Origin of the sequence: Micromonospora sp. WMMD1219, assembly GCF_049315215.1 — a bacterium.
Lineage (GTDB): Bacteria > Actinomycetota > Actinomycetes > Mycobacteriales > Micromonosporaceae > Micromonospora > Micromonospora tulbaghiae.
In genome coordinates this window covers 23,513-44,773 of record NZ_CP186057.1, presented here as the reverse complement: position 1 = coordinate 44,773, position 21,261 = coordinate 23,513, and the positions used below count along the sequence as shown (strand labels likewise).

Below are 21,261 nucleotides of genomic sequence, written 5' to 3'. Positions count from 1 at the left end.
GCATCCACCTCACCGGGATGCCGCCACTCCGGCGAAGTGGTGTGGATCATGGCGGGTGGGGGTCAGTCGAGGCGGCGTTCGATCGGCAGGCGGGAACGGGTGAACAGGGCTGCGCCGCCCATCGCCACCAGTGGCACCACGACCAGCGCGGCGAGCGTCACGCCGGGCACCGTCACCGGGTACGGCGCCTGCACCGGCCAGGCTTCCGCGTACCGCTGGTTGAGCGCGGCCAGGACGACCACGGCGGAGCCGAGCCCGGCGACGATGCCCAGCGCCGAGCCGAGCACCGCGATGACCCCGGCCTGGCAGAGGGACAGCAGGCGGCGTACCCGGGGATCGGCGCCGACCGCGGCCAGCGTGGACAGGTCCCGGCGGCCCTCGGCCGCGGCGAGGCCGGTGGCGACCGCGGCGGCGCCCAGCGTGATCACGCCGGAAGCGACTGCGAGCAGAATCAGCATCGGGCGCTGGTCCGACGGCGGGTCGGCGGTCGCCACCTGCGCGGACATGGGCCCGACGTCGAACAGCTCGTCGGTCAGCATCTCGACCTGCCGATCGGTGGGCGAGCCGGTGGTGTCCAGCAGGTAGCCCAACGGCACGGCGGACAGGCCGAGCGCGTCGGCGGCGGCGGGGGAGAGCACCAGCCGGTCGACCGTGAGACCGCCGCGCAGCGCGTACCCGGGCAGGAGACGCCCGGTGGGCGGGCCGCCGGAGTTGTAGTTGACCTCCACCCGGACCTGTCCATCCGTCACCCGCCGGGGGTCGGTGACCACCACGCCGCCGGCGGCGAGCGTCCGGCGTGCGGCGGCCAGTTCGTCGGCGGGCGCTCCGGTGAGCGCGGCCAGCGCGCCGCCGTCGTCCACGAGCGCCGGCAGGTAGACGTCGACCGGCTCCTGGAAGGGGCTCACGCAGCGCGGATCGCGCCGGGCCGAGTCGGGGATCACCGGGTCGGAGGAGGTGTACGGGCAGCGCTGCTCGGGTGGAACGACCGCGTACGCGGCGCAGTCGTCCTTCTTCCGGGCGCTGCCGGAGCAGCCGGGGACCGCGACGGGTGCCACAGCGGCGTCGGGCAGGACGGTGCGGGCCCGGGTGGCGACGACCTCGGCCGACGGCGGGTCCGCCGGGGTCTCACCGGAGTAGGTGACCAGCACGTTCCCCGGCGGGAGGCCGGGTTGCCAGAGCTCCCGCGATCGGGTCTCGTCGCTCGCCACGTAGACGCCGATCGCGACGCTTCCGGCGACCGCCGCCATCACCGCCGAGATGGCGGGCGCGGCCGACGACCGGTTGCGGCTGGCGTCGCGCAACGCGAGCCGGGGGGTCAGCGGCAGCAGCCGGCCGGCCCGGCCCAGGACGCCGACGAGCGTCGGGGTGCAGAACACCAGCCCCAGCTCGCCCAGGGCGACGCCGGCCAGCACACCGGTCTGCGAGGTGCGGCCGGCGGCGAACGCGGCGATCGCGGTCCCGGCGACGGTGAGCGCCACCCCGATCAGCAGCCAGCGGCGGCGGGGCCGGCTCGCGTCGCGCCGGCCGGCCAGGCCGGTCGCCACGTCCTGCCGGGCCGCCGTCCAGGCCGGCGCCATCGCCGCCAGCACCCCGGCCAGCACCGCCGTCGCGGCGATCGCCACCAGCGCGCTCGGGAAGACCCGGTACGCCCCGAGGCGCTCCCCGAGCAGGTACTGCTCGACGATCGGCCGGCCGGCGAACGCCGCGCCGATGCCGAGCAGCAGGCCGAGGGCGGCCCCGCCGGCGCCGAGCACCACCCCGTCGGCGAGCACGATCCGGCGCAGGTGGGCGGCGTCGCCACCGGCCACCGCGACGAGTGCGAGATCCCGCCTCCGGCGGCGGACGCTCACCGCGAAGGCCGGGCCGACCAGCAGCACCACCTCCAGCAGGCCCAGCCCGCCGACCACGCCGATGACGCCGGCCTCGTCGGCGTCCGGTACGCGCATGCCGCGGGTGAACTCCTCCCGCCCGGGCAGCGGATCACGGACGACGACCTGGATTCCCTGCGCGTTCAGCCGGTCGGCGAGCCCCGGGTCGAGCGGGCCGGGCAGGTCCACCAGCCAGGTGTCGCTGCCGACTGCGGTCTCCGGGGTCACCCCGGCCAGCGTGACCACGTCCCGGAGGTTGTCCGGGTACTCCACCACCCCGACCACCCGGTACGTGGCGCCGTCGATGGTGCGGACCGGGTCGCCGATGCGGGTGTCGAGCCGGCGCAGCGCCGCCGGGCTGACCGCGATCTCGTCCGGGCGTACCGGCGGGCGGCCGTCGAGGACCTCGGCCAGCGGCCGGGTGAGCGGGTCGGTCAGGTCCAGGGCGCGCGCGTCGACCGACTCGACGTGCCGGCCGACCCGCGTCGAGAACGTCATCCACCAGCGCGTGCGGGCGACCCGGCTGCCCTCCGGCAGCAGCGCGCGCACCTCCTCGGCGGTCGCCGGACGGGTCCGGCCGACCCATTCGCCCTGGACCGGCCAGGCCGACTCGCCCCAGGCGTCCTGCGTCACCGGCGTCAGGCTGTCCCAGCGCAGGGCGACGTCGGCGCCGCCGAGCTGGCGCTCGATGCGCTCGGCGCGGGTCAGATCACCCATGTCGTAGCTGACCGCGGCGAAGCTGAGGCCGAGCACCGGCAGCGCGATCATCACCAGCACCAGCAGCGTGCGCCGCCGGGACCGCCGGGCCTCCCGGCGGGCGATCCGCAGCGCGGTCCGCCACGAACCGCGTACGGCGGCGAGGCGGCCGCCGGTCACCGGCTGCTGCCGCTGAGCAGGTGGTCGACGCCGATCAGCGGGGCGGTCGAGTCGACCATCACCCCGTCGCGCAGGAAGACCACCCGGTCCGCCCAGCCGGCGTGCCGGGCCTCGTGGGTGACCAGCACCCCTGCCGCCCCGGCGTCCACCCGGCGGCGCAGCAGGTGCAGCACCGCCTCGCCGGTCTGCGAGTCCAGCGCGCCGGTCGGCTCGTCGGCGAGGACCAGGCGGCGCTCGCCGACGAGGGCCCGGGCGATCGCCACCCGCTGCTGCTGGCCGCCCGACATCTGGTCCGGGAAGCGGTCGGCCAGGTCTTCGAGGTCGACCTCGCGCAGCGCGGCCAGCGCCGACTGGCGGGCCGCCCGTACGCCGGTGCCGTCCAGTTCCAGCGGGAGCGCCACGTTCTCCACGGCGGTCAGGCTGCCGAGCAGGTTCAGGTCCTGGAAGACGTACCCGATCCGGCGGCGGCGCAGCCGGGCCAGCTCGCGGGCGGACAGCCCGACCAGCGCCTCACCCTCGACCACCACCTGGCCGCCGGTGGGCCGGTCGAGGCCACCGGCGAGCGCCAGCAGCGTGGACTTGCCGGACCCGGAGGGGCCCATCACCGCCACCAGCTCGCCGGCCCGCACGGTCAGGCTCACGCCGCGCAGCGCGTGCACGGCGGCCTCGCCGGCGCCGTGGGTCCGGCGTACGTCCCGCAGCTCCAGCACCCCGTCGATCGGGTCCATCAGCGCCTCCCGTGCCGGGTCACCGGCGGGCTTCCTCGCCGGCCCGGTCCACCGCCTCGGGGTGGTCGACCGCCCGGATCGGCGCCGGGCGGTGCCGGACCAGGCTCGTCTCGCAGTGGTCGAGCCACCGCACCTCGGCCTCGGTCTGAAAGATCATCGCGTCCAGCACCAGCCGCCAGGGTAGATCCTCCGGCTTGTCGCTCGTGTACTTCAACCGGGTGAACTCCTGGAGCGCGCGCATGGTGGCGGTGCGCTGGGTCTGCACCACCGACCGCACGTCGACGCCGGGGGTGGTCAGCGCCAGCGCCAGTTTGATGGACAACTCGTCGCGGGGGCGGTCGGCGCGGCTGATCGGCGTGGCGAACCACAGCGCCAGGTCCGCGCGTCCGGCGTCGGTGATCTCGTACGGCCGCTGCCCGCTCTCGTTCTCCGGCAGCGGGCGGACCAGCCCGTCACGTTCCAGCCGCGCCAGCGTGGTGTAGACCTGTCCGATGTTCAGCGGCCAGGTCGACCCGGTGGACTCCTCGAACGCGGCACGGAGCTGGTAGCCGTACATCTGGCCGCGTTCGAGCAGGGCGAGCAGGCCGTGACGGATGGACATGACCGCGAGTATGCATACCTGGTATGCGCTACGCAACCGGAGGGTTCCGCCGGGTGACCGGCGTCGCGCTCAGGCCGGGCGGCCCGGGAACGGAACGGTGACCGGCGTCACCCCCGCCGTACGCCGCCAGCGGGTGGCGCGCAACGCGCAGTCGGTGAGCGCGGCGAGCGCGGTGTTCCGGTCCGCGCCGGTGGTGTGCGGCAGCGCGGCCCGCCAGTGCCCGGCCGTCCGCTCCTCGATCTCCACCGCCAGGCGCAGCGCGCTCGCCCGGTCCGTCACCGGGTAGGGCAGCGCGTACCCGGCCCGGTCGGCGGGCACCTGCCCGGAGCCCTCGGCGAGCTGGAGCAGCAGCGCGTCGCGGCGGGACCGGTGGGCCGCCTCGGCGGCACGGGCCGCCGTACGCGCCGCCTCGGTCAGGTGCACGCCGATCACCCCGTACGCCCAGACGGCCGCGTACTCGGCGGCGAGCGCGTCGGCGAGGGCTGAGGCCGGACCGGTCGTCGGGTTCATGCTGTGCCTGCCGGGCGTGCCCTCACGGCCCTCGCTCCGCTCGGTGCGTTCGTTCACTTCAGGGCCTCCACGTGAGTGGCCCGCGCGGCGGCGATGGAACCGAGCAGTGCGGCCCGCTCGGCCGGGGCCTCGGCGCACGCCCGGGCCGCGTTCGTCCGGCCCTCCTGCTCGGCCCGGCGCAGCTCAGTGAGCACGGCGTCGGGCGCGGGCGCGCTGGCCGAGCCGGCGGCCACCGGGGCACCGGACGGCGCCGGACGGCCGATCACGCGGCGTAGCTCCTCGGCGTGCGCCCGGTGCGCGTCGGCGATCGGGGTGAGCCGTTCGGCCAGCGTCGGCGCGGCGGTGGCGGCGGCCCGGTAGCGGGCCTCCAGCGCGAGCGCCTCGGCGGCCAGCGGTTCCAGCGCGTCCGGCTCCGGTGGCTCCTTGTCGCGGTCGAAAAGATCACAACCGGTCAGCGGCGCGGTGGCGCCGCCGAGCGCCACGAGCCCGCCGGCGCGCAGCAGCCAGCGCCGGGAATGCCCCGCTCTGACCTGGTCGGATGGTGTTCTGCCGATCCCCACCTGACAGAGTCAACACCATCCGCGCCGCCTCGTGGGGCAGGGTCTCGGTGCGCCGCCGGGTCCGTCGGCGGCCACAAGCGTTACGCTCTGCGCAACCACCGGGCGCGGACGCCCCGGTGGCGCGCCGGTATGGCGGGCCGATCGCCCGCACCCGGCCGAGGACAACACGGCTCGCAGGTCGTGGCAACAGCAGGAGAGGTGCGCGCAATGACGCAGCGTGGCCGTGCCACCCGGTCGACGGGGCCCGCCGGGCGGTCCCGCCGGGCCGACGGGCCCCGCGGCACGGACCGGAGCGGCGCACCTCGCGGCGATCTCGCCGCCCGCCGTAACCGGCTGCGCGAGGTGATCGAACCGGTCGTCACGGCGGCCGGTTACGACCTGGAGGACCTCTCCGTCTCCCGCGCCGGCCGGCGGCACGTGGTCCGGGTGATCGTGGACGCCGACGGCGGGATCAACCTGGACGCCGTGGCGGACGTCTCCCGCGCGGTCTCGGCGGCGCTGGACGCGGCCGAGGAGGCCGGCGGCGACATCGTGGCCGGCGAGTACCAGCTGGAGGTCAGCTCGCCCGGCGTGGACCGGCCGCTCACCCTGCCCCGGCACTGGCGGCGCAACGCCGGGCGGCTGGTCAAGGTCACCGTCCGCGGTGACGCGGGGGACCGCCAGCTCACCGGCCGGATCACGGCCGCCGACGACGAACGCGTGGTGCTGGAGACCGACGCCGGCCCCGCCGAACACCCGTACGCCGAACTCGGGCCCGGCCGGGTCCAGGTGGAGTTCAACCGCCTGGACGACCTGGCCGACGAGGACTTCGGTGACGACACCGACGACGACGAAGATCTGGAGGACGAGGAGAGGTGAACATCGACCTCGCGGCGCTGCGCGCCCTGGAGCGCGAGCGGGAGATCCCGTTCGACACGATCCTCGCGGCGATCGAGACCGCGCTGCTGACCGCCTACCGGCACACCGACGGCGCCGAGCCGCACGCCCGGGTGGAGATCGACCGCAAGAGCGGGGCCGCCTCGGTCTACGCGCAGGAACTGGACGCCGACGGCACGGTGACCCGGGAGTGGGACGACACTCCGCACGACTTCGGGCGGATCGCCGCCATGACCGCCAAGCAGGTGATCCTCCAGCGGCTGCGGGAGGCCACCGACGAGGTGCACTTCGGCGAGTACGTCGGCCGCGACGGTGACCTGGTCACCGGCGTGGTGCAGGCGCACGAGACCCGCCGCGAGAAGGGCATCGTCAGCGTCGACCTGGGCAAGCTGGAGGGTGTCCTGCCGCAGTCCGAGCAGGTTCCCGGCGAGCGGTACGAGCACGGCGAGCGGATCCGCTGCGTGGTCGTGCACGTCGCCAAGGGCATGCGCGGCCCGCAGATCACGCTGTCCCGGTCGCACCCCGCGCTGGTGAAGAAGCTGTTCGCGCTGGAGGTGCCGGAGATCGCCGACGGCACCGTGGAGATCGGCGCGATCGCACGTGAGGCAGGTCACCGTACGAAGATCGCCGTGCGCTCGACCACCTCCGGCGTCAACGCCAAGGGCGCCTGCATCGGCCCGATGGGCCAGCGGGTCCGCGCCGTGATGAGCGAACTGCACGGCGAAAAGATCGACATCATCGACTGGTCGGACGACCCGGCGACGTTCGTCGGCAACGCGTTGTCGCCGGCCAAGGCGCTGCGGGTCGAGGTGGTCGACCTGGCCACCCGTACCGCCCGGGTGACCGTCCCGGACTTCCAGCTCTCGCTCGCGATCGGCCGGGAAGGGCAGAACGCCCGCCTCGCGGCCCGCCTGACCGGTTGGCGCATCGACATCCGGTCCGACGCGGAGACCGCGGCCCCGCAGAGCCGGGGCGGAGCTGATCACGTACCGGAGCCGGGCGGCGCGATCTCCGGCGGCTAGGGGTAGACTTACTCAGTGGCACGACGCGCGATTCCGGAGCGCACCTGTGTGGGCTGCCGGAAACGAGCGCCGGCCAGCGAGTTGTTGCGGGTCGTCGCGATCGGTGACGAGGCTGGTCACACCAGTCTCCGGCCCGATCCGGCCCGCAGACTGCCGGGTCGGGGAGCGAACATGCACCCTGATCCGGCCTGCTTCGCGCAGGCGGTGCGGCGTCGCGCCTTCGGGCGGGCACTGCGCCTCACCGGGGTTCCCGACCACGGTGCGCTTGCGGAGCACGTCGACGCGCAACCCCCGACGACCGGTCAAGCCCGACCGGTCGAGGGCCGCTAGCAAGGTAGGACGACCGACATGAGCACACGATGAAGTCCCTGAAATGACCAGGCTTCAAGTGCAGGAGTGAGGTCGCTGCGGGTGCTGCCCGCACGACCTCGGAGTGAGGAGTGCAGTGGCAGGAAAGGCCCGCGTACACGAGCTTGCCAAGGAGCTCGGGGTCGAAAGCAAGACCGTTCTCGCCAAGCTCAAGGAAATGGGCGAGTTCGTGAAGTCCGCGTCCAGCACCGTCGAGGCGCCCGTCGCCCGGCGGCTGCGTAGCGCGTTCGTAGCCGGTTCGTCGGCGCCCGCCGGCCCGCCGGCTGCCGCGCCCAGTGGCCCGGCACCGACCCCGACGCCCACCCCGACCCCGGGCGCCCCCCGGGTCTCGGCCAAGCCGATGCCGCCCCGGCGCCCGGCCGCGCCGGCCCCTGGACCGAAGCCCAAGGGCCCGGTCCCTGGCCCGCCGCAGCCGGCGACCCCGGTCGCCAAGCCGGCGAGCGCGCACGACATCGAAGTGGCGGCCGCCGAAGCGCGTGCCGCCGCGCTCAAGGCTGAGCAGGAGGCCGCGGTCAAGGCCGCCCAGGCCGCCCGCCAGCAGCAGCGCGAGACCGTACGCCGGGAGCCTCCGGCCGAGGGCGGTCCCCGTCCCGGCCCGCGTCCCGGCCCGAACGCCATGCCGCCGCGTCCGGGTTCCCCGGCCGCCGGTCGTCCCGGCGGTCCGGGTCAGGGTCAGGGCCCCGGTGCCCGGCCCGGCGGTCGTCCGCCGGCGCGCGGCGCCGGTAACAACCCGTTCGGTATCCAGGGCGGCCAGCAGCAGCGGCCCCCGGCCGCCGGTGCGGGCGGTCCCCGTCCCAGCCCGGCCGGCATGCCGCCGCGGCCCAGCCCGGCGTCGATGCCGCCGCGGCCGAGCCCGGCCTCGATGCCGAGCCAGCGCCCGACCACCGGCCGCCCCGGCGGCCCCGGTGGCGGTCGTGGTGGACCCGGCGGCGGCGCCGGTCGTCCCGGCGGCGGTGGCGGTGGCTACCGCGGTGGACCCGGCGGCGGTGGCGGCGGTGGCGGTGGCTACCGCGGCGGTCCCGGCGGCGGTGGCGGCGGTGGCGGTGGCTACCGCGGCGGTCCCGGCGGCGGTGGCGGTGCTCCCGGCGGTGGTTTCCGTCCGGGTGGTCCGGTCGGCGGCGGTGGCCGTCCCGGTGGCGGCGGCCGTGGCCGTGGCGGCGGCGCGGCGGGTGCCTTCGGGCGTCCGGGCGGCCGGCCGACCCGCGGTCGCAAGTCCAAGAAGCAGCGCAGACAGGAGTTCGACAACCTGTCGGCCCCGACCATGTCCTCGGGCGCGCCCCGCGGTCAGGGTCAGGTCGTCCGGTTGTCCCGTGGCGCCTCGCTGTCGGACTTCGCCGACAAGATCAACGCCAACCCGGGTTCGCTGGTCCAGGAGATGTTCAACCTGGGCGAGATGGTGACGGCGACCCAGTCGTGCTCCGACGAGACCCTGCAGCTGCTGGGTGAGCACCTCGGCTTCGACGTGCAGATCGTCAGCCCGGAGGACGAGGACCGCGAGCTGCTCGCGCAGTTCAACATCGACCTCGACGCCGAGGTCGCGGCGGACCGCCTGGTCAGCCGTGCGCCGGTGGTGACCGTCATGGGTCACGTCGACCACGGTAAGACCAAGCTGCTCGACGCGATCCGCAAGGCGAACGTGGTGGCCGGCGAGGCGGGTGGCATCACCCAGCACATCGGCGCCTACCAGGTCCACGTCCCGCACGAGGGCGAGGACCGCGCGGTGACGTTCATCGACACCCCGGGTCACGAGGCGTTCACCGCCATGCGTGCCCGTGGTGCCCAGGTCACGGACATCGTGATCCTGGTGGTCGCGGCCGACGACGGCGTCATGCCGCAGACCATCGAGGCGCTCAACCACGCCAAGGCGGCGGACGTGCCGATCGTGGTCGCGGTCAACAAGGTCGACAAGCCCGAGGCGAACCCGGACAAGGTCCGCCAGCAGCTGACCGAGTACGGCCTGGTCGCCGAGGAGTACGGCGGCGACACCATGTTCGTCAACGTGGCGGCCAAGCCCGGCATCGGCATCGAGGAACTGCTCGAGGCCGTGCTGCTGACCGCCGACGCGTCGCTGGAGCTGACCGCTCCGATCGACGGGCCGGCGCAGGGTGTCGCGATCGAGGCGCACCTGGACAAGGGCCGTGGCGCGGTGGCGACCGTGCTGGTGCAGAAGGGCACCCTGCGTGCCGGTGACTCGATCGTCGCCGGTGGGGCGCACGGCCGGGTCCGGGCCATGCTGGACGAGAACGGCAAGCCGGTCGATTCGGCCGGCCCGGCGCGTCCGGTCATGGTGCTGGGTCTGACCACGGTGCCGGGTGCGGGTGACACCTTCCTGGCCGCCGAGGACGACCGCACCGTGCGGCAGATCGCCGAGCAGCGGCAGGCGCGGAGGCGGGCGGCGTCGTTCGCCAACTCCCGTGGCCGGGCCACTCTCGAGACGCTCATGGAGCAGCTCAAGGAGGGCGAGAAGACCTCGCTCAACCTGGTGCTCAAGGGCGACGTCTCCGGTTCCGTGGAGGCGCTCGAGGACGCGCTGTTCAACCTCGACATCCCCGAGGAGGTCCAGCTTCGGATCATCCACCGGGGCGTGGGCGCGATCACCGAGAGCGACGTCATGCTCGCGAGCGCCTCGTCCGAGGCGGTCACGATCATCGGCTTCAACGTGCGGGCCTCGAACAAGGTCCGCGAGATGGCCGACCGCGAGGGCGTGGAGATCCGGTACTACACCGTCATCTACCAGGCCATCGAGGAGATCGACGCCGCGCTCAAGGGTCTGCTCAAGCCGGAGTACGAGGAGGTCGAGCTGGGCACCGCGGAGATCCGCGACGTCTTCCGCTCGTCCAAGATCGGCAACATCTCCGGCTGTATCGTCCGGTCCGGCCTCATCCGCCGCAACGCCAAGGCGCGGCTGCTGCGGGACGGGGCGGTCGTGGCGGACAACCTCACGATCAGCTCCTTGAAGCGGTTCAAGGACGACGCGACCGAGGTCCGCGAGGGCTTCGAGTGTGGTCTGACGCTGGGCGGCTACAACAACGTCCAGGTCGGCGACGTCATCGAGACGTTCGAGATGCGCGAGAAGCCGCGCGCCTGAGAACCACGCGTACGACCGGTCGGCGGCCGGGACCTTCGGGTCCCGGCCGTCGCCGTTTCCGCAGGCTGCGACAATCTCCGGCGTGATCCGGTACGCACTGCTCCTCGCGCCCTCGGCCAACCGCGTCTACGCCGACGCGGCGGCCCGGCTGGCGCGCGCCGAACTGGCGGTGTTCGCCGGTTCCGGCGTGCTCGACGTCGTACCGGCCGGCGCGGAGGTGACCGGGATCGGTGGCGTGGAGTACCTGACGTTCACCGCCGTCGAACCCGGGCTGGGCGAGCGGGACCTGGCCTACCTGGCGAACCTGTCGGCCGCGTACGCGCTGTTCGAGCGCGTCGGCGACGACCTGCTCCGCCCGGTGCCGCTGCGTCCGCTGGCCCGGTACGACTCCGACCTGATCACCATTCCCAAGTACGCCGGCAAGACCAACGAGCAGTTCACCCGGCTGCTGCTCAACGTCACGGTGCTCGCCTCCGCCGCCGCGCCGCGGATGCTGGACGGGCCGGTGGTGGTGCTGGATCCGCTCTGCGGCCGGGGCACCACCCTCAACCAGGCGCTGATGTACGGCTACGACGGCATCGGCATCGAGCGTGACAGTCAGGACGTGGAGGCGTACGCGGCGTTCCTGCGCACCTGGCTGCGCCGCAAGCGGCTCAAGCACACCGCCGAGTCGACGTCGGTGCGCCGGGACCGCAAGCTGGTGGCCCGCCGCTTCGAGGCGGTGCTGGCGCCGTCGCGGGACGAGCACCGGGCCGGGGCCACCCAGCGCGTCACCGTGCTGAACACCGACACCACCCGGGCCCGCGAGGCGCTGCGCGCCCGCTGCGCGGACGTGATCGTCACCGACGCGCCGTACGGGGTGGCGCACGGCAGCCGTACCGGCCAGGGGTTGTCCCGCAGCCCGTTGGAGCTGCTCACCGCCGCCGTGCCGGTGTGGCGGGAGCTGCTGCGTCCGGGCGGCGCGCTCGGGCTGTCCTGGAACACCCACGTGGCGCCGCGGGCGCAGGCGGAGGCGGTGCTGGCCGACGCCGGTCTGCGGGTGCTCGGCGGCCCCGGCTTCGGTGACTTCGCCCACCGGGTCGACCAGGCGATCGAGCGGGACGTGCTGGTGGCGGTCGCGCCTTAATCGCGTGCCGGGGTGCGCCGCCCGGCGTACCGTTGCTCGCCGTGTATACCGGAACCGCGCTGTTCGACCTGTTGCTCCCGGGTGACTCCCGGTCCCTGAAGGCCAAGCGGTCCTACGTCCGGCCGATCGTCGCCGCGCTGCGCAAGTTCGAGGTCTCCGCCGCCGAGGTGGGGGCGCTGGACCTGCACGGCCGGGCCGAGATCGGGGTGGCTGTGGTGGCCGCCGAGCCGGCCCACGTCCGCGAGGTGCTCGACTCCTGCGAGCGGCTGGTCGCCGCCCGCCCGGAGACCGAGCTGCTGTCGGTCCGCCGTCGACTGCACGGCGAGGACGACTGACGGCGCGTCGCGCGGCACTCCGGCCGTGCCGCGCGACGCCCGGCCGGGCGCGGGTAGTGTTCTTCAGCGTTGGGCGGTCGGACCCGGCGGCGCCCACGCGCCCGCCGTCTCCGGCCGACGGCCCGGATCGCCTGGTGGTCCGGTGCCGTCATTGGTACAGGTGATCCCGGAGGTGGGGGACATGTCGGATCCGGCCAAGGTGCGCAGGCACGCGGAGCGCATCCGGGAACTCGTCGCGTCGTTGGTGCGCAGCCAGATCAAGGACCCCCGGCTCGGCATGATCACGATCACCGACGCCCGGATCACGGCCGACCTGCGCGACGCCACCGTCTTCTACACGGTGCTCGGTGACGCGGCGGCCCAGGCGAGCACCGCAGCCGCGCTGGAGAGCGCCAAGGGCATGCTGCGCAGCACCGTCGGCAAGGCGCTCGGGCTGCGGCACTCGCCGACGCTGACCTTCGTCCTCGACGACGTGCAGGACCAGGTCAAGCACATCGACGACCTGCTCGCCGCCGCGCGTACCGCCGACGCCGAGGTGCAGCGGCTGGCCGCCAAGTCCTCGTACGCGGGCGACGCCCAGCCGTACCGGGTCGAGGAGGACGACGAGGACGCCGAGGAAGCCTCCGCGGAGGACGAGGACGACGACGAGCCGCGCGCCGGCGAGCGCCGGTGACCGAGGCGGCCGGGCCCACCGAGACCGCGTGGGCGGCCGCCGTCGCGGCGGTACGCGATCTCCCCGCCGACGCGCGGGTGCTGCTGATCTGCCACGTGAACCCGGACGGGGACGCGCTGGGCAGCATGCTCGGCTTCGCGCTGGGCCTGCGCCGGCTCGGCGTACGCGATCTCCAGGCCACCTTCCCCGGCCCGCCGGAGGTGCCCGAGCCGTTCCGATGGATGCCCGGGGTGGACCTGCTGGTGCCGCAGGACGACGCGTACCCGGCGCCGGACCTGGTGATCTGCTTCGACGCGGCGAGCGAGTCCCGGCTGGGCGACCTGGCGGACCGGCTGGACACGGCGGGCATGTCGCTCGTGCTCGACCACCACGCCTCGAACAGCGGGTTCGGCCGGATCAGCCTGGTCGACCCGCACGCCGCCGCCACCTCCGTGGTCGCGCTGGAACTGCTGGACCGGCTCGGCGTGACGCTGGACGCGGATATCGCGACCGGGCTGTACGTCGCGCTGACCACCGACACCGGCTCGTTCCGCTTCGAGGCGACCACACCGGCCGTGCACGAGATGGCGGCGCGTCTGGTCGCCACCGGCATCCGGCCCGGTGACATCTCCCGGCGGATCTTCGACACCCGCCCGTTCGGCGCCGTCCGCCTGTTCGGCGAGGTGCTGGGCCGGGCCACGCTGGAACCGGCGGCCGCCGCCGGGCACGGCCTCGTCTGGACGTACGCGACCCGCGACGACCTGGTCCGCCACGACCAGCCCGCGTACGTGCTGGAGGCGCTGATCGACTCGGTGCGCTGCACCGCCGAGGCGGACGTGAGCTGTGTGGTCAAGCAGGCCGGCGAGGCCGAGTGGGCGGTGTCGCTGCGCAGCAAGGGCGCTGTCGACGTGAGCCGGGTGGCGGTGACGCTCGGCGGCGGGGGGCACCGGTTCGCCGCCGGCTTCACCGGCCGGGGAGCGCTCGACGAGGTGGTCGGGCGGATCCGCGCCGAGCTGGCCACCGGCACGCTCTAGCCCTTAGGGCTGGGATTGCCCTGATATTTCTGCCGCGCCGAGGTGCGGCGGCGATCTGAAGTGTGAGCTGATCGGCGGCTTTTCCGGGGATTACGAGGCGTGCCAGCCTTTCCGCCGTCCGTGACGCTGGGGACAATCGGGTGATGGATCATCCCCGTGAGCTCACCGTCGAGGCGCCCCGGGCCTGGGACCGGCCGGTCGTCTCCGTGCCGGTGCTGATCTGCCTCTCTCTGGTCGGCGGCCAGATGCCGTCCTTCTCGACCGCCGCGAACCTCTACATCCTCACCACCGGCGGGGGGTTGATCTGGGTCGGCCTGAGCAACCGGGTGCCCCGGCGTCCGGCGCCGCGCCGGCTGTCGTCGGTCGCGCTCTGGTGGCTGGTCCCGGTGACCGTCTTCGGGGTCTTCGAGGGGGCGACGTTCGTGATGGCGGCGGGTGACGACTTCCCCACCTTCTCCCGGCTGGCCGATCCGCTGCTGGAGGACAACCTGATCCGCTCGGCGGCCTGGTTCGCGTGGCTGTCCGCGTTCTGGGGACTGGTGCGCCGATGATGCGGGCACTGGCGATCGGCGGTTTCCTGGTTTCGATCGTGCTGTTCGCCGTCGTCGAGTGGGCCGCGCGCCGGGAGGGGTCGCGGATCCCGTCGCTGGCCGACGTCTGCGCGTTCGTGATGCGGTACGAGGTGGGCCCGGTGCCGGTGGGCCGGATCGGGCTGTTCGGTTTCTGGTGGTGGCTGGGTTGGCACTTCCTGGCCCGTTGACCGCTCTCGCCGGGCCGGGCGACGACATTGATCTGTCCGCATTTCGGGAACAGTGGGCAGTATCTGGAAAGTGAACGTTAATTTGGGTGCGGGACCGGCGCTTCGCGGCGCTGGTCACGGGCGGTGGTGCCGCACCCGGCCTCGCCTCCCTCCAGGGTCAGACCGACCCGGGCTCCCGCTGCCAGGCGAGCCGCTCCGGTGATCCCGGACCGCTGCCGGGCGCTCAGCCGCCGACGACTCCCGGTCGCGGCGCGACCCGTCGTCGCGCCGAGCCGGAGCGCCGGGCGCCCGTAGGACCGCCACGTCCCGGCGGTCCGCACCCTGGAAGGACCTCAGATGCCCAGCAAGCGCAAGCCGCAGACCGAGACCACCACCGACGAGGCGCGCGAGCAGATGCGCCGCGCGCTGCAGACCTCGATGGACACCCGTCAGTGACGTACGCCGTCCGGCGGTGACGCCGGCCGGGCCCGCGGTCCACACCCCGGCCCGACGCCGACGTCACCGCCGCTCGGGACGCATCGCCGCCCCGCGCGCCGTTACCGTCGCCCGGTGAGACGCATCCTCGTGGTCGGCAGCTCCGGCGCCGGCAAGAGCACGCTCGCCGGTGAACTGGCCCGGCGACTCGACCTTCCCCTGATCCACCTCGACCGGCACTACTGGCGCCCCGGCTGGACCGCCTCCGCCCCGGCCGACTTCCGCGCCGAGGTGGCCGCGCTCGCCGCCCGCCCGGCCTGGGTGATGGACGGCAACTACGCGAGCACGCTCGACCTGCGGCTGCCCCGCGCCGACCTGCTGGTGCTCTGCGACACCTCCCGGCTGCGCTGCCTGGTCCGGATCGTCCGCCGCCGGTGGGCACATCGCGCCGCGGCCCGCCCCGACCGGCCCGAGGGCTGCCCGGAGCGGCTCGATCTCGACTTCCTGCCCTACGTCTGGCGTTACCCCCGCGACTCCCGGCCCCGGGTGCTGGCCGCGCTGTCCGAGCACGCCCCCGGGCTGCCGGTGCGCCGCCTTCGCGGGCACCGTGACACGGTCCGGTTCCTGGCCGACGTTAGTAAGTAGTCCCCCGCCTTGCGGACCTTACTGGGCGCGTGCCAGGATCGGCGGCGATGAGCACCACTGCCGCCCCCGCCGTCACCGCCTCGCCGCGGCGGATCGCCGCGCTCGCGCTGCCCGCCCTCGTGGTGCTGGCCGCCGAGCCGCTCTACGTCCTGGTCGACACCGCGGTGGTCGGTCACCTCGGGCGGGTGCCGCTGGCCGCGCTGGCCGTCGGCGGCACCGTCATGACGCTCACCGCCTGGGTCGGCACCGTCGTCGCGTACGGCACCACGGGCCGCTCGGCCCGCCGGTTCGGGGCGGGGGACCGGGCCGCGGCGGTGGCCGAGGGCGTCCAGGCGTCGTGGCTCGCGCTCGCCACCGGAGTGCTGGTGGCGGTCGCCATCGGCATCGGCGGCGGCGCACTGGCGCGTACCCTCGTCGGCGGCCCCGGCGAGGTGGCCGACGCCGCCGCCGGATGGCTGCGGATCGCGGCGCTCGGCGCGCCCGGCCTGCTGCTCGCCGCCGCCGGCAACGGCTGGCTGCGCGGCATCCAGGACACCCGGCGCCCGCTGCTGTTCGTGCTCGGCCCGAACCTGCTCTCCGCGGTGCTCTGCCCGCTGCTGGTCTATCCGGCCGGGCTCGGCCTGGTCGGCTCCGCGGTGGCGAACGCGATCGCGCAGACGCTCTCCGGGGTGCTGTTCGCGGCGGCGCTCGTGCGCGAGCGGGTCTCGCTGCGGCCCCGGCCCCGGGTGATCGGGCAGCAGCTCGTGCTCAGCCGGGACCTGCTCGTGCGGGGCGTCGCGTTCCAGGCCAGCTTCCTGTCCGCCACAGCCGTCGCGGCCCGCTTCGGCGCCGCCGCGGTCGGCGCGCACCAGATCGCCGTACAGCTGTGGTTCTTCACGGTGCTGGTGCTCGACGCGCTGGCCATCGCCGCGCAGTCACTGGTCGGCGCCGCGCTCGGCGCCGGCGACGCGGCCGGCGCGCGGTTCCTGGCCCGCCGCGTCGCGCTGCTCGGCGGCCTGTGCGGCGTGGCCTTCGCGGTGCTGATCGCCGCCGGCGCCGGCGTGGTGCCGTCGTGGTTCAGCTCCGATCCGCAGGTACGCGAGCAGGCGATGACGGCCTGGCCCTGGTTCGTCGCGCTCCAGCCGATCGGCGGCGTGGTGTTCGCGCTCGACGGGGTGCTGATCGGCGCGGGCGACGTGCGCTACCTGCGCAACCTCACGATCGTGTGTGCGTTCGGCGGGTTCCTGCCGGCGATCTGGCTGGCCTACGGGTTCGACCTCGGGCTGGGCGGGATCTGGGCCGGGCTGACGCTGTTCGTGGTGCTGCGGCTGGTCGGCCTGCTGCTGCGGATGCGCTCGGGCGCGTGGGCGGTGGTCGGCGCGGTCCGCTGACGCCGGTCAGCAGGAGACCGGCAGCTCGATCGGGTGCTCCGGGTCGTACAGCGCGTCGGGGTCCTCGGGGGAGCCGATGCCGGCCGGGTCCAGGCCGCCGGGGCGGATCAGCCCGAGCTTCACGGCGTCGCAGTCCACGCCCGACCCGTAGCTCGACATCCGGTGCAACCAGAGCCCCCGGTCCGCCCGGGCCACGTCGCCGGCGTGCGGCAGCCGCCAGACGATCTCGTCGTGCAGCACCACCACCGAGTGACCGGATCGGGAGGCGAGGTCGCGGAACCCGTAGACCCAGACGAAGTTGCTGGTCACCTCCAGCATCCGTACGCCGTCGGCCTGCCGGACGGCGCGGTAGGTGAACCGGCCCTTCGTCCGCGGCTGGTCCGGGGTGAGCCGGGCGTCCGGGGCCAGCCGGGTCGCGTACGTGGCGATCGTCTCGGTGGACCAGTCCTTCCGCACCGACTCCCGGGCAGCCGGCGCGACGTGACGCAGCAGCGGGGCCGGGCTGCCGCCGGTCATGAACGCGCGGTCCAGGCGGGCGGTCAGCATGGCGGCGCGGACCCGCGCCAGCCCGGCGGACACCTCGGCGCCGGTGAAGCCGCCGGTCGGCCGGGCCGGTGGCAGCACGATCCCGGCCGCCCCCGCCGGCCAGTCCGCCGCCGGCGTGCCGGCGAAGACGTCCGGCGGGACAGTCGGTCCCGCGGTCGCCGGAGCGCCGGTGACCGCCGGGGACGGCGCGGCTGCCGGCTGCCGGAGCTGCCGGTAGCCGTAACCGGCGGCACCGGCCGCGGCGGCCAGCAGCAGCACCACGCCGAGTGCGGCCGTCAGCCGGCGGGCGCGCCGCCGGCACCAGATCCGCAGGCGTACGGCGAGACTCGGCCGGATCTCCCGCTCCAACCGGTCCAGCCAGTCGGGGTAGCCGTCCCGCTCGGATCCTCTCGGGCTCAGCACGGGTCCGCGACCTTCAGCGAGCGGTCCAGGTCGTACACGGCGTCCGGGTGTTCCGCGGAGCTGCCGGCGTCCCCGTAGGTCGGCGTGATCTCCAGCTCCAGGAGGCCCTTGCTCAGACCGGCGCACTCCACGTTCGTCACGTAGGAGTTCGCGTCCCGCATCCACAGCCCTCGGGAGCCGGTGACGACGTCCGCCGGGAGGGGTACCTCCCAGATCACCGTGTCGTGCACCAGGATGACGTCCGGGACCGACGGGGCGCGGGTGCTCCGGACGGCGTAGACCCAGACGAAGTTGGTGGTGATCTCCAGGACGCGGATGTCGTACGCGTCCCGGGTCGCGCGGTACGAGATCCGCCCCTGCACGCGGGGCGGGTCGTTCGTCAACCGGGTGCCGGGCCCGAGCCGCGTGGCGTAGTTGGCGGCGCCGCCGGCCGTGAAGTCCTTCCGGATGCTGGCGCGGGTGTCCGGGGCGAACTGGCGCACCAGCCGATCCGGGCTCTTCTCGGTGAAGAACGTGCGGTCCAGCCGGGCGGTGACCAGGGCCTTGCGTACCTTGGCCAGACCGTCGGCCACCTGCTTCTCGGTGAACGGCCCGGTCCGCTTGACCCGGGGCAGCGCGATCCCGGCCGTACCCTCCGGGAAGCCGGCCGCGGGGGTGCCGTCGAACGGGCCGGCGGCCGGCGGGGGCGACGCGGAGCTGACCGCCTGCTCACCGCTCGGCGGGCTCGTCGTCGGGTATGCCGTCGAGATCTCGCGCCAGCGCTGGAAGCCCTGGTAGCCCAGGCCGCCGACGAGCCCGAAGAACGCGAGCAGCGCCAGCACGACCACGCCGCCGAGCAGCTTGCCGGAGTGCCCGCCGAGCGCGATCCGCAGGCGGTCGCCGCGGCCCGGCTCGACCTCGGGCGCGGGCCGGCGCAGCCACTCGGGTACCCGTCCCAGCTCGTCCTCCGGCGAGTGGCCGGTGGGGTAGGGGTCGGGGGCGGGGCGGTGATCGGTCATCGGACTTCCCGGGCAGACGGGTCGGGGGCGCACGATCTTGACACCCCGCCGAAGCTGGGCGGTATCCCCCGCAGGGCCGATCAGCGCCGTCTGGCAGGCTTGGCGGTCGTGAGCACAGACGGTCTGATCGTGGTCGACAAGCCCGGCGGCATGACGTCGCACGACGTCGTGGCCCGCATCCGGCGGCTGGCGCGTACCCGGCGCGTCGGCCACGGCGGCACGCTCGACCCGATGGCCACCGGCGTCCTGGTGATCGGCGTGGGCCGGGCGACCCGGCTGCTCACGTACGTGATCGGCGCCGGCAAGAGCTACGCCGCGACGATCAGGCTGGGACAGTCCACGGTCACCGACGACGCCGAGGGCGAGGTGGTCGCGACCACCCCGGCCGGCGCGGTCACCGACGACGGGGTACGCGCCGCGCTGGCCGCCCTCACCGGCGAGATCGACCAGGTGCCGAGCGCGGTCAGCGCCATCAAGATCGACGGACAGCGGGCGTACAAGCGGGTCCGCGACGGCGAGGCGGTCGAACTGCCCGCCCGGCGGGTCACCGTGTCACGGCTGGAGGTGCTGGCGATCCGCCGGGACGTCCCGGACGTGGTGGACGTGGACGTGGACGTGACCTGCTCGTCCGGGACGTACATCCGGGCCCTGGCCCGCGACGCGGGCGCCGCCCTCGGCGTCGGCGGTCACCTCACCGCGCTGCGCCGGACCGCTGTGGGTGGGTTCACGCTGGCCGAGGCGGCCACGCTCGACCAGCTCGAGGAGCGCGCGCCGGACGTGGTGAACCTGCCGCTGGACGCCGCCGCCGCGCGGTTCTTCCCGCGCCGGGACGCCACCGCCGACGAGACCCGGGTGCTGTCCCACGGCGGGCCGCTGGCGCCGGCCGGCATCACCGGGCCGTACGCCGTCTTCGACCCGGCGGGCGGGCTGATCGCTATCGTCAGCGAGCGGGACGGTCGGGCCCGCGCGGAGATCGTGCTCGCCCCGGCCTGAACGGCGCGGGCGGACAGGGGAGGAACGGCATGCAGCGGTGGCGGGGGTACGAGGCGGCGCCCGGCGGCTGGGGACGCTCGGTGGTAACCATCGGCGTCTTCGACGGCGTGCACCGGGGGCACCAGGCCACCATCGGCCACGCCGTGGCGCGCGCCCGGGAGCTGGGCGTCAAGTCGGTGGTGGTGACGTTCGACCCGCACCCGGCCGAGGTGGTGCGCCCCGGCTCGCACCCGGCGGTGCTCACCGAGCCGGCGCGCAAGGCCGAGCTGATCGAGGCGCTCGGCGTGGACGTGCTCTGTGTGGTGCCGTTCACTGTCGAGTTCTCCCGGCTGCCACCCGAGGCGTTCGTGCACGACGTGCTGGTCGCGCACCTGCACGCCGCGCTGGTGGTGGTCGGCGACAACTTCCGCTTCGGGCACCGGGCCGCGGGTGACGTGCCGCTGCTGGAGCGGCTGGGCCGTACCTTCGGGTTCGCCGTCGAGGGCGCGCCGCTGGTCGCCGAGGCGGGGACCGTCTTCTCCTCCACGTACATCCGGTCCTGCGTCGACGCGGGCGACGTGGGCGCGGCGGCCGCGGCGCTGGGCCGCCCGCACCGCGTCGAGGGCGTGGTGGTCCGCGGCGACCAGCGCGGACGTGAGCTGGGTTACCCCACCGCGAACCTGCTGACCCACAGGTACGCGGCGGTGCCGGCCGACGGCGTCTACGCGGCCCGCCTGGTGCGCCGCGACGGCGAACCGCTGGCGGCGGCGGTGTCGATCGGCACCAACCCGACGTTCTCGGGCCGGGAGCGGCGGGTGGAGGCGTACGCGCTGGACTTCACCGGCGACCTGTACGGCGAGCGGCTGGCCCTGGACTTCGTGGCGCACCTGCGTGAGCAGCGGACATACGACGCGATCGAACCGCTGGTGGCCCAGATCGCCGAGGACGTGGAGCGCACCCGCCGGGCGGTGCTCTGACCCGCGCGGGGCGACCTTGACCGGCCGTCCGGCCCGGGGGCTGGTAGGCTGACGAAGACGTCGGCTGACCGACGGGGGCCTCGCGTGCCTGCACGACGCCGCGGGTGCGAGGAACCGGTCCGTTGCACCGGTCACCACGACCGCTCCGGACCTCATCGAATGACCCACGAAACAGGGAGAACATGGCGCTCGACCAGGAAGCCAAGGCCAAGATCCGCCAGGAGTACGCGACCGCCGAGGGCGACACCGGCTCGCCCGAGGTGCAGGTCGCGGTCCTGACCAAGCGGATCGCTGAGCTCACCGAGCACCTGAAGGTGCACAAGCACGACCACCACAGCCGCCGTGGGCTGCTGCTGCTGGTCGGCCGGCGCCGCCGGCTGCTCAACTACGTCCAGAAGAAGGACATCAACCGCTACCGGTCGCTCATCGAGCGGCTCGGCCTGCGCCGATGACCTGACGGGGGAGTGGCCGCCTGGCCGCTCCCCCGTTGCAGTACCACCGAAGAACCCGGCCGCGCGACACCCGAGAGGGA

At 74.4% G+C, this 21,261-nt stretch carries 21 protein-coding genes and 1 pseudogene; 15 read left to right on the top strand and 7 right to left on the bottom strand.

What is annotated here, in order from left to right:
- Positions 1-62: 62 nt before the first annotated feature.
- The 5 genes from ACN27C_RS00210 to ACN27C_RS00190 all read right to left on the bottom strand — a co-directional run bounded on the left by ACN27C_RS00210 (position 63) and on the right by ACN27C_RS00190 (position 5,086).
- The gene (locus tag ACN27C_RS00210) at positions 63-2,744 is read right to left on the bottom strand and encodes an FtsX-like permease family protein (RefSeq protein WP_422750120.1); all 2,682 of its coding nucleotides are present in this window, start codon (positions 2,742-2,744) and stop codon (positions 63-65) included.
- The gene (locus tag ACN27C_RS00205; protein ID WP_121685882.1) at positions 2,741-3,472 is read right to left on the bottom strand and encodes an ABC transporter ATP-binding protein; all 732 of its coding nucleotides are present in this window, start codon (positions 3,470-3,472) and stop codon (positions 2,741-2,743) included. Before ACN27C_RS00205 ends, ACN27C_RS00210 begins: the two co-directional genes overlap by 4 nt.
- A gap of 19 nt (positions 3,473-3,491) precedes the next feature.
- Complete coding sequence (locus ACN27C_RS00200; protein ID WP_422750118.1) at positions 3,492-4,073, bottom strand: PadR family transcriptional regulator; 582 nt, start codon at positions 4,071-4,073, stop codon at positions 3,492-3,494.
- A gap of 69 nt (positions 4,074-4,142) precedes the next feature.
- Positions 4,143-4,583, bottom strand: coding sequence for a ferritin-like domain-containing protein (locus ACN27C_RS00195; RefSeq protein WP_302904926.1), 441 nt, complete (start codon positions 4,581-4,583; stop codon positions 4,143-4,145).
- A gap of 53 nt (positions 4,584-4,636) precedes the next feature.
- Positions 4,637-5,086 (bottom strand): hypothetical protein, encoded by a 450-nt coding sequence (locus ACN27C_RS00190; RefSeq protein WP_422751700.1) that lies wholly within the window; start codon positions 5,084-5,086, stop codon positions 4,637-4,639.
- 264 nt (positions 5,087-5,350) lie between these two features.
- Between ACN27C_RS00190 and rimP the strand changes: the two genes are divergently transcribed.
- From rimP to ACN27C_RS00130, 12 genes and pseudogenes are all read left to right on the top strand, one after another.
- Complete coding sequence (rimP, locus tag ACN27C_RS00185) at positions 5,351-6,001, top strand: ribosome maturation factor RimP (RefSeq protein ID WP_422750116.1); 651 nt, start codon at positions 5,351-5,353, stop codon at positions 5,999-6,001.
- Positions 5,998-7,041, top strand: coding sequence for a transcription termination factor NusA (nusA, locus tag ACN27C_RS00180; protein ID WP_120571117.1), 1,044 nt, complete (start codon positions 5,998-6,000; stop codon positions 7,039-7,041). The genes rimP and nusA overlap by 4 nt, the downstream gene beginning before the upstream one ends.
- Positions 7,042-7,056: 15 nt before the next feature.
- Positions 7,057-7,393: pseudogene (locus ACN27C_RS00175) on the top strand (YlxR family protein).
- A gap of 93 nt (positions 7,394-7,486) precedes the next feature.
- Positions 7,487-10,498, top strand: coding sequence for a translation initiation factor IF-2 (gene infB, locus ACN27C_RS00170; RefSeq protein WP_252453937.1), 3,012 nt, complete (start codon positions 7,487-7,489; stop codon positions 10,496-10,498).
- Positions 10,499-10,580: 82 nt separating this feature from the next.
- The gene (locus ACN27C_RS00165) at positions 10,581-11,624 is read left to right on the top strand and encodes a TRM11 family SAM-dependent methyltransferase (RefSeq protein WP_422750113.1); all 1,044 of its coding nucleotides are present in this window, start codon (positions 10,581-10,583) and stop codon (positions 11,622-11,624) included.
- 41 nt (positions 11,625-11,665) lie between these two features.
- Positions 11,666-11,959, top strand: a complete 294-nt coding sequence (locus tag ACN27C_RS00160) for a DUF503 domain-containing protein (protein WP_043325814.1) — start codon at positions 11,666-11,668, stop codon at positions 11,957-11,959.
- A 181-nt stretch (positions 11,960-12,140) separates the two neighbouring features.
- Positions 12,141-12,632 (top strand): 30S ribosome-binding factor RbfA, encoded by a 492-nt coding sequence (gene rbfA / locus ACN27C_RS00155; protein WP_252453939.1) that lies wholly within the window; start codon positions 12,141-12,143, stop codon positions 12,630-12,632.
- A complete protein-coding gene (locus tag ACN27C_RS00150; protein ID WP_358170249.1) occupies positions 12,629-13,645 on the top strand; it encodes a DHH family phosphoesterase in 1,017 nt (338 codons plus the stop codon). Before rbfA ends, ACN27C_RS00150 begins: the two co-directional genes overlap by 4 nt.
- 143 nt (positions 13,646-13,788) lie before the next feature.
- Positions 13,789-14,196: a hypothetical protein gene (locus tag ACN27C_RS00145; RefSeq protein ID WP_357899785.1), complete on the top strand. Its 408-nt coding sequence runs from the start codon at positions 13,789-13,791 to the stop codon at positions 14,194-14,196.
- Positions 14,196-14,405, top strand: a complete 210-nt coding sequence (locus ACN27C_RS00140) for a DUF6186 family protein (RefSeq protein WP_030269837.1) — start codon at positions 14,196-14,198, stop codon at positions 14,403-14,405. The genes ACN27C_RS00145 and ACN27C_RS00140 overlap by 1 nt, the downstream gene beginning before the upstream one ends.
- 549 nt (positions 14,406-14,954) lie before the next feature.
- Positions 14,955-15,464, top strand: a complete 510-nt coding sequence (locus ACN27C_RS00135) for an adenylate kinase (RefSeq protein ID WP_357899788.1) — start codon at positions 14,955-14,957, stop codon at positions 15,462-15,464.
- Positions 15,465-15,511: 47 nt separating this feature from the next.
- The gene (locus ACN27C_RS00130; RefSeq protein ID WP_357899791.1) at positions 15,512-16,834 is read left to right on the top strand and encodes an MATE family efflux transporter; all 1,323 of its coding nucleotides are present in this window, start codon (positions 15,512-15,514) and stop codon (positions 16,832-16,834) included.
- A gap of 6 nt (positions 16,835-16,840) precedes the next feature.
- On the opposite strand, the gene ACN27C_RS00125 is transcribed toward ACN27C_RS00130, so the two are convergent.
- Both ACN27C_RS00125 and ACN27C_RS00120 read right to left on the bottom strand, forming a co-directional pair.
- Positions 16,841-17,782: a hypothetical protein gene (locus ACN27C_RS00125; RefSeq protein WP_422750109.1), complete on the bottom strand. Its 942-nt coding sequence runs from the start codon at positions 17,780-17,782 to the stop codon at positions 16,841-16,843.
- Complete coding sequence (locus tag ACN27C_RS00120; protein WP_422750107.1) at positions 17,776-18,780, bottom strand: hypothetical protein; 1,005 nt, start codon at positions 18,778-18,780, stop codon at positions 17,776-17,778. Before ACN27C_RS00120 ends, ACN27C_RS00125 begins: the two co-directional genes overlap by 7 nt.
- Before the next feature lie 108 nt (positions 18,781-18,888).
- On the opposite strand from ACN27C_RS00120, the gene truB reads away from it, so the two are divergent.
- From truB to rpsO, 3 genes are all read left to right on the top strand, one after another.
- Complete coding sequence (gene truB / locus ACN27C_RS00115; RefSeq protein WP_121683007.1) at positions 18,889-19,773, top strand: tRNA pseudouridine(55) synthase TruB; 885 nt, start codon at positions 18,889-18,891, stop codon at positions 19,771-19,773.
- Positions 19,774-19,802: 29 nt separating this feature from the next.
- Positions 19,803-20,729, top strand: a complete 927-nt coding sequence (locus tag ACN27C_RS00110; protein WP_018785906.1) for a bifunctional riboflavin kinase/FAD synthetase — start codon at positions 19,803-19,805, stop codon at positions 20,727-20,729.
- A gap of 182 nt (positions 20,730-20,911) precedes the next feature.
- The gene (rpsO, locus tag ACN27C_RS00105; RefSeq protein WP_013284678.1) at positions 20,912-21,181 is read left to right on the top strand and encodes a 30S ribosomal protein S15; all 270 of its coding nucleotides are present in this window, start codon (positions 20,912-20,914) and stop codon (positions 21,179-21,181) included.
- The last annotated feature ends 80 nt before the right edge of the window (positions 21,182-21,261 follow it).

Coding starts and splice junctions, on each gene's coding strand:
- ACN27C_RS00130 (WP_357899791.1), top strand. CDS start 15,512: ATGAGCACCACTGCCGCCCCCGCCGTCACCGCCTCGCCGCGGCGGATC.
- ACN27C_RS00195 (WP_302904926.1), bottom strand. CDS start 4,583: ATGAACCCGACGACCGGTCCGGCCTCAGCCCTCGCCGACGCGCTCGCC.
- ACN27C_RS00205 (WP_121685882.1), bottom strand. CDS start 3,472: ATGGACCCGATCGACGGGGTGCTGGAGCTGCGGGACGTACGCCGGACC.
- rimP (WP_422750116.1), top strand. CDS start 5,351: ATGACGCAGCGTGGCCGTGCCACCCGGTCGACGGGGCCCGCCGGGCGG.
- rpsO (WP_013284678.1), top strand. CDS start 20,912: ATGGCGCTCGACCAGGAAGCCAAGGCCAAGATCCGCCAGGAGTACGCG.
- ACN27C_RS00110 (WP_018785906.1), top strand. CDS start 19,803: ATGCAGCGGTGGCGGGGGTACGAGGCGGCGCCCGGCGGCTGGGGACGC.
- ACN27C_RS00200 (WP_422750118.1), bottom strand. CDS start 4,073: ATGTCCATCCGTCACGGCCTGCTCGCCCTGCTCGAACGCGGCCAGATG.
- rbfA (WP_252453939.1), top strand. CDS start 12,141: ATGTCGGATCCGGCCAAGGTGCGCAGGCACGCGGAGCGCATCCGGGAA.
- ACN27C_RS00140 (WP_030269837.1), top strand. CDS start 14,196: ATGCGGGCACTGGCGATCGGCGGTTTCCTGGTTTCGATCGTGCTGTTC.
- ACN27C_RS00120 (WP_422750107.1), bottom strand. CDS start 18,780: ATGACCGATCACCGCCCCGCCCCCGACCCCTACCCCACCGGCCACTCG.
- ACN27C_RS00145 (WP_357899785.1), top strand. CDS start 13,789: ATGGATCATCCCCGTGAGCTCACCGTCGAGGCGCCCCGGGCCTGGGAC.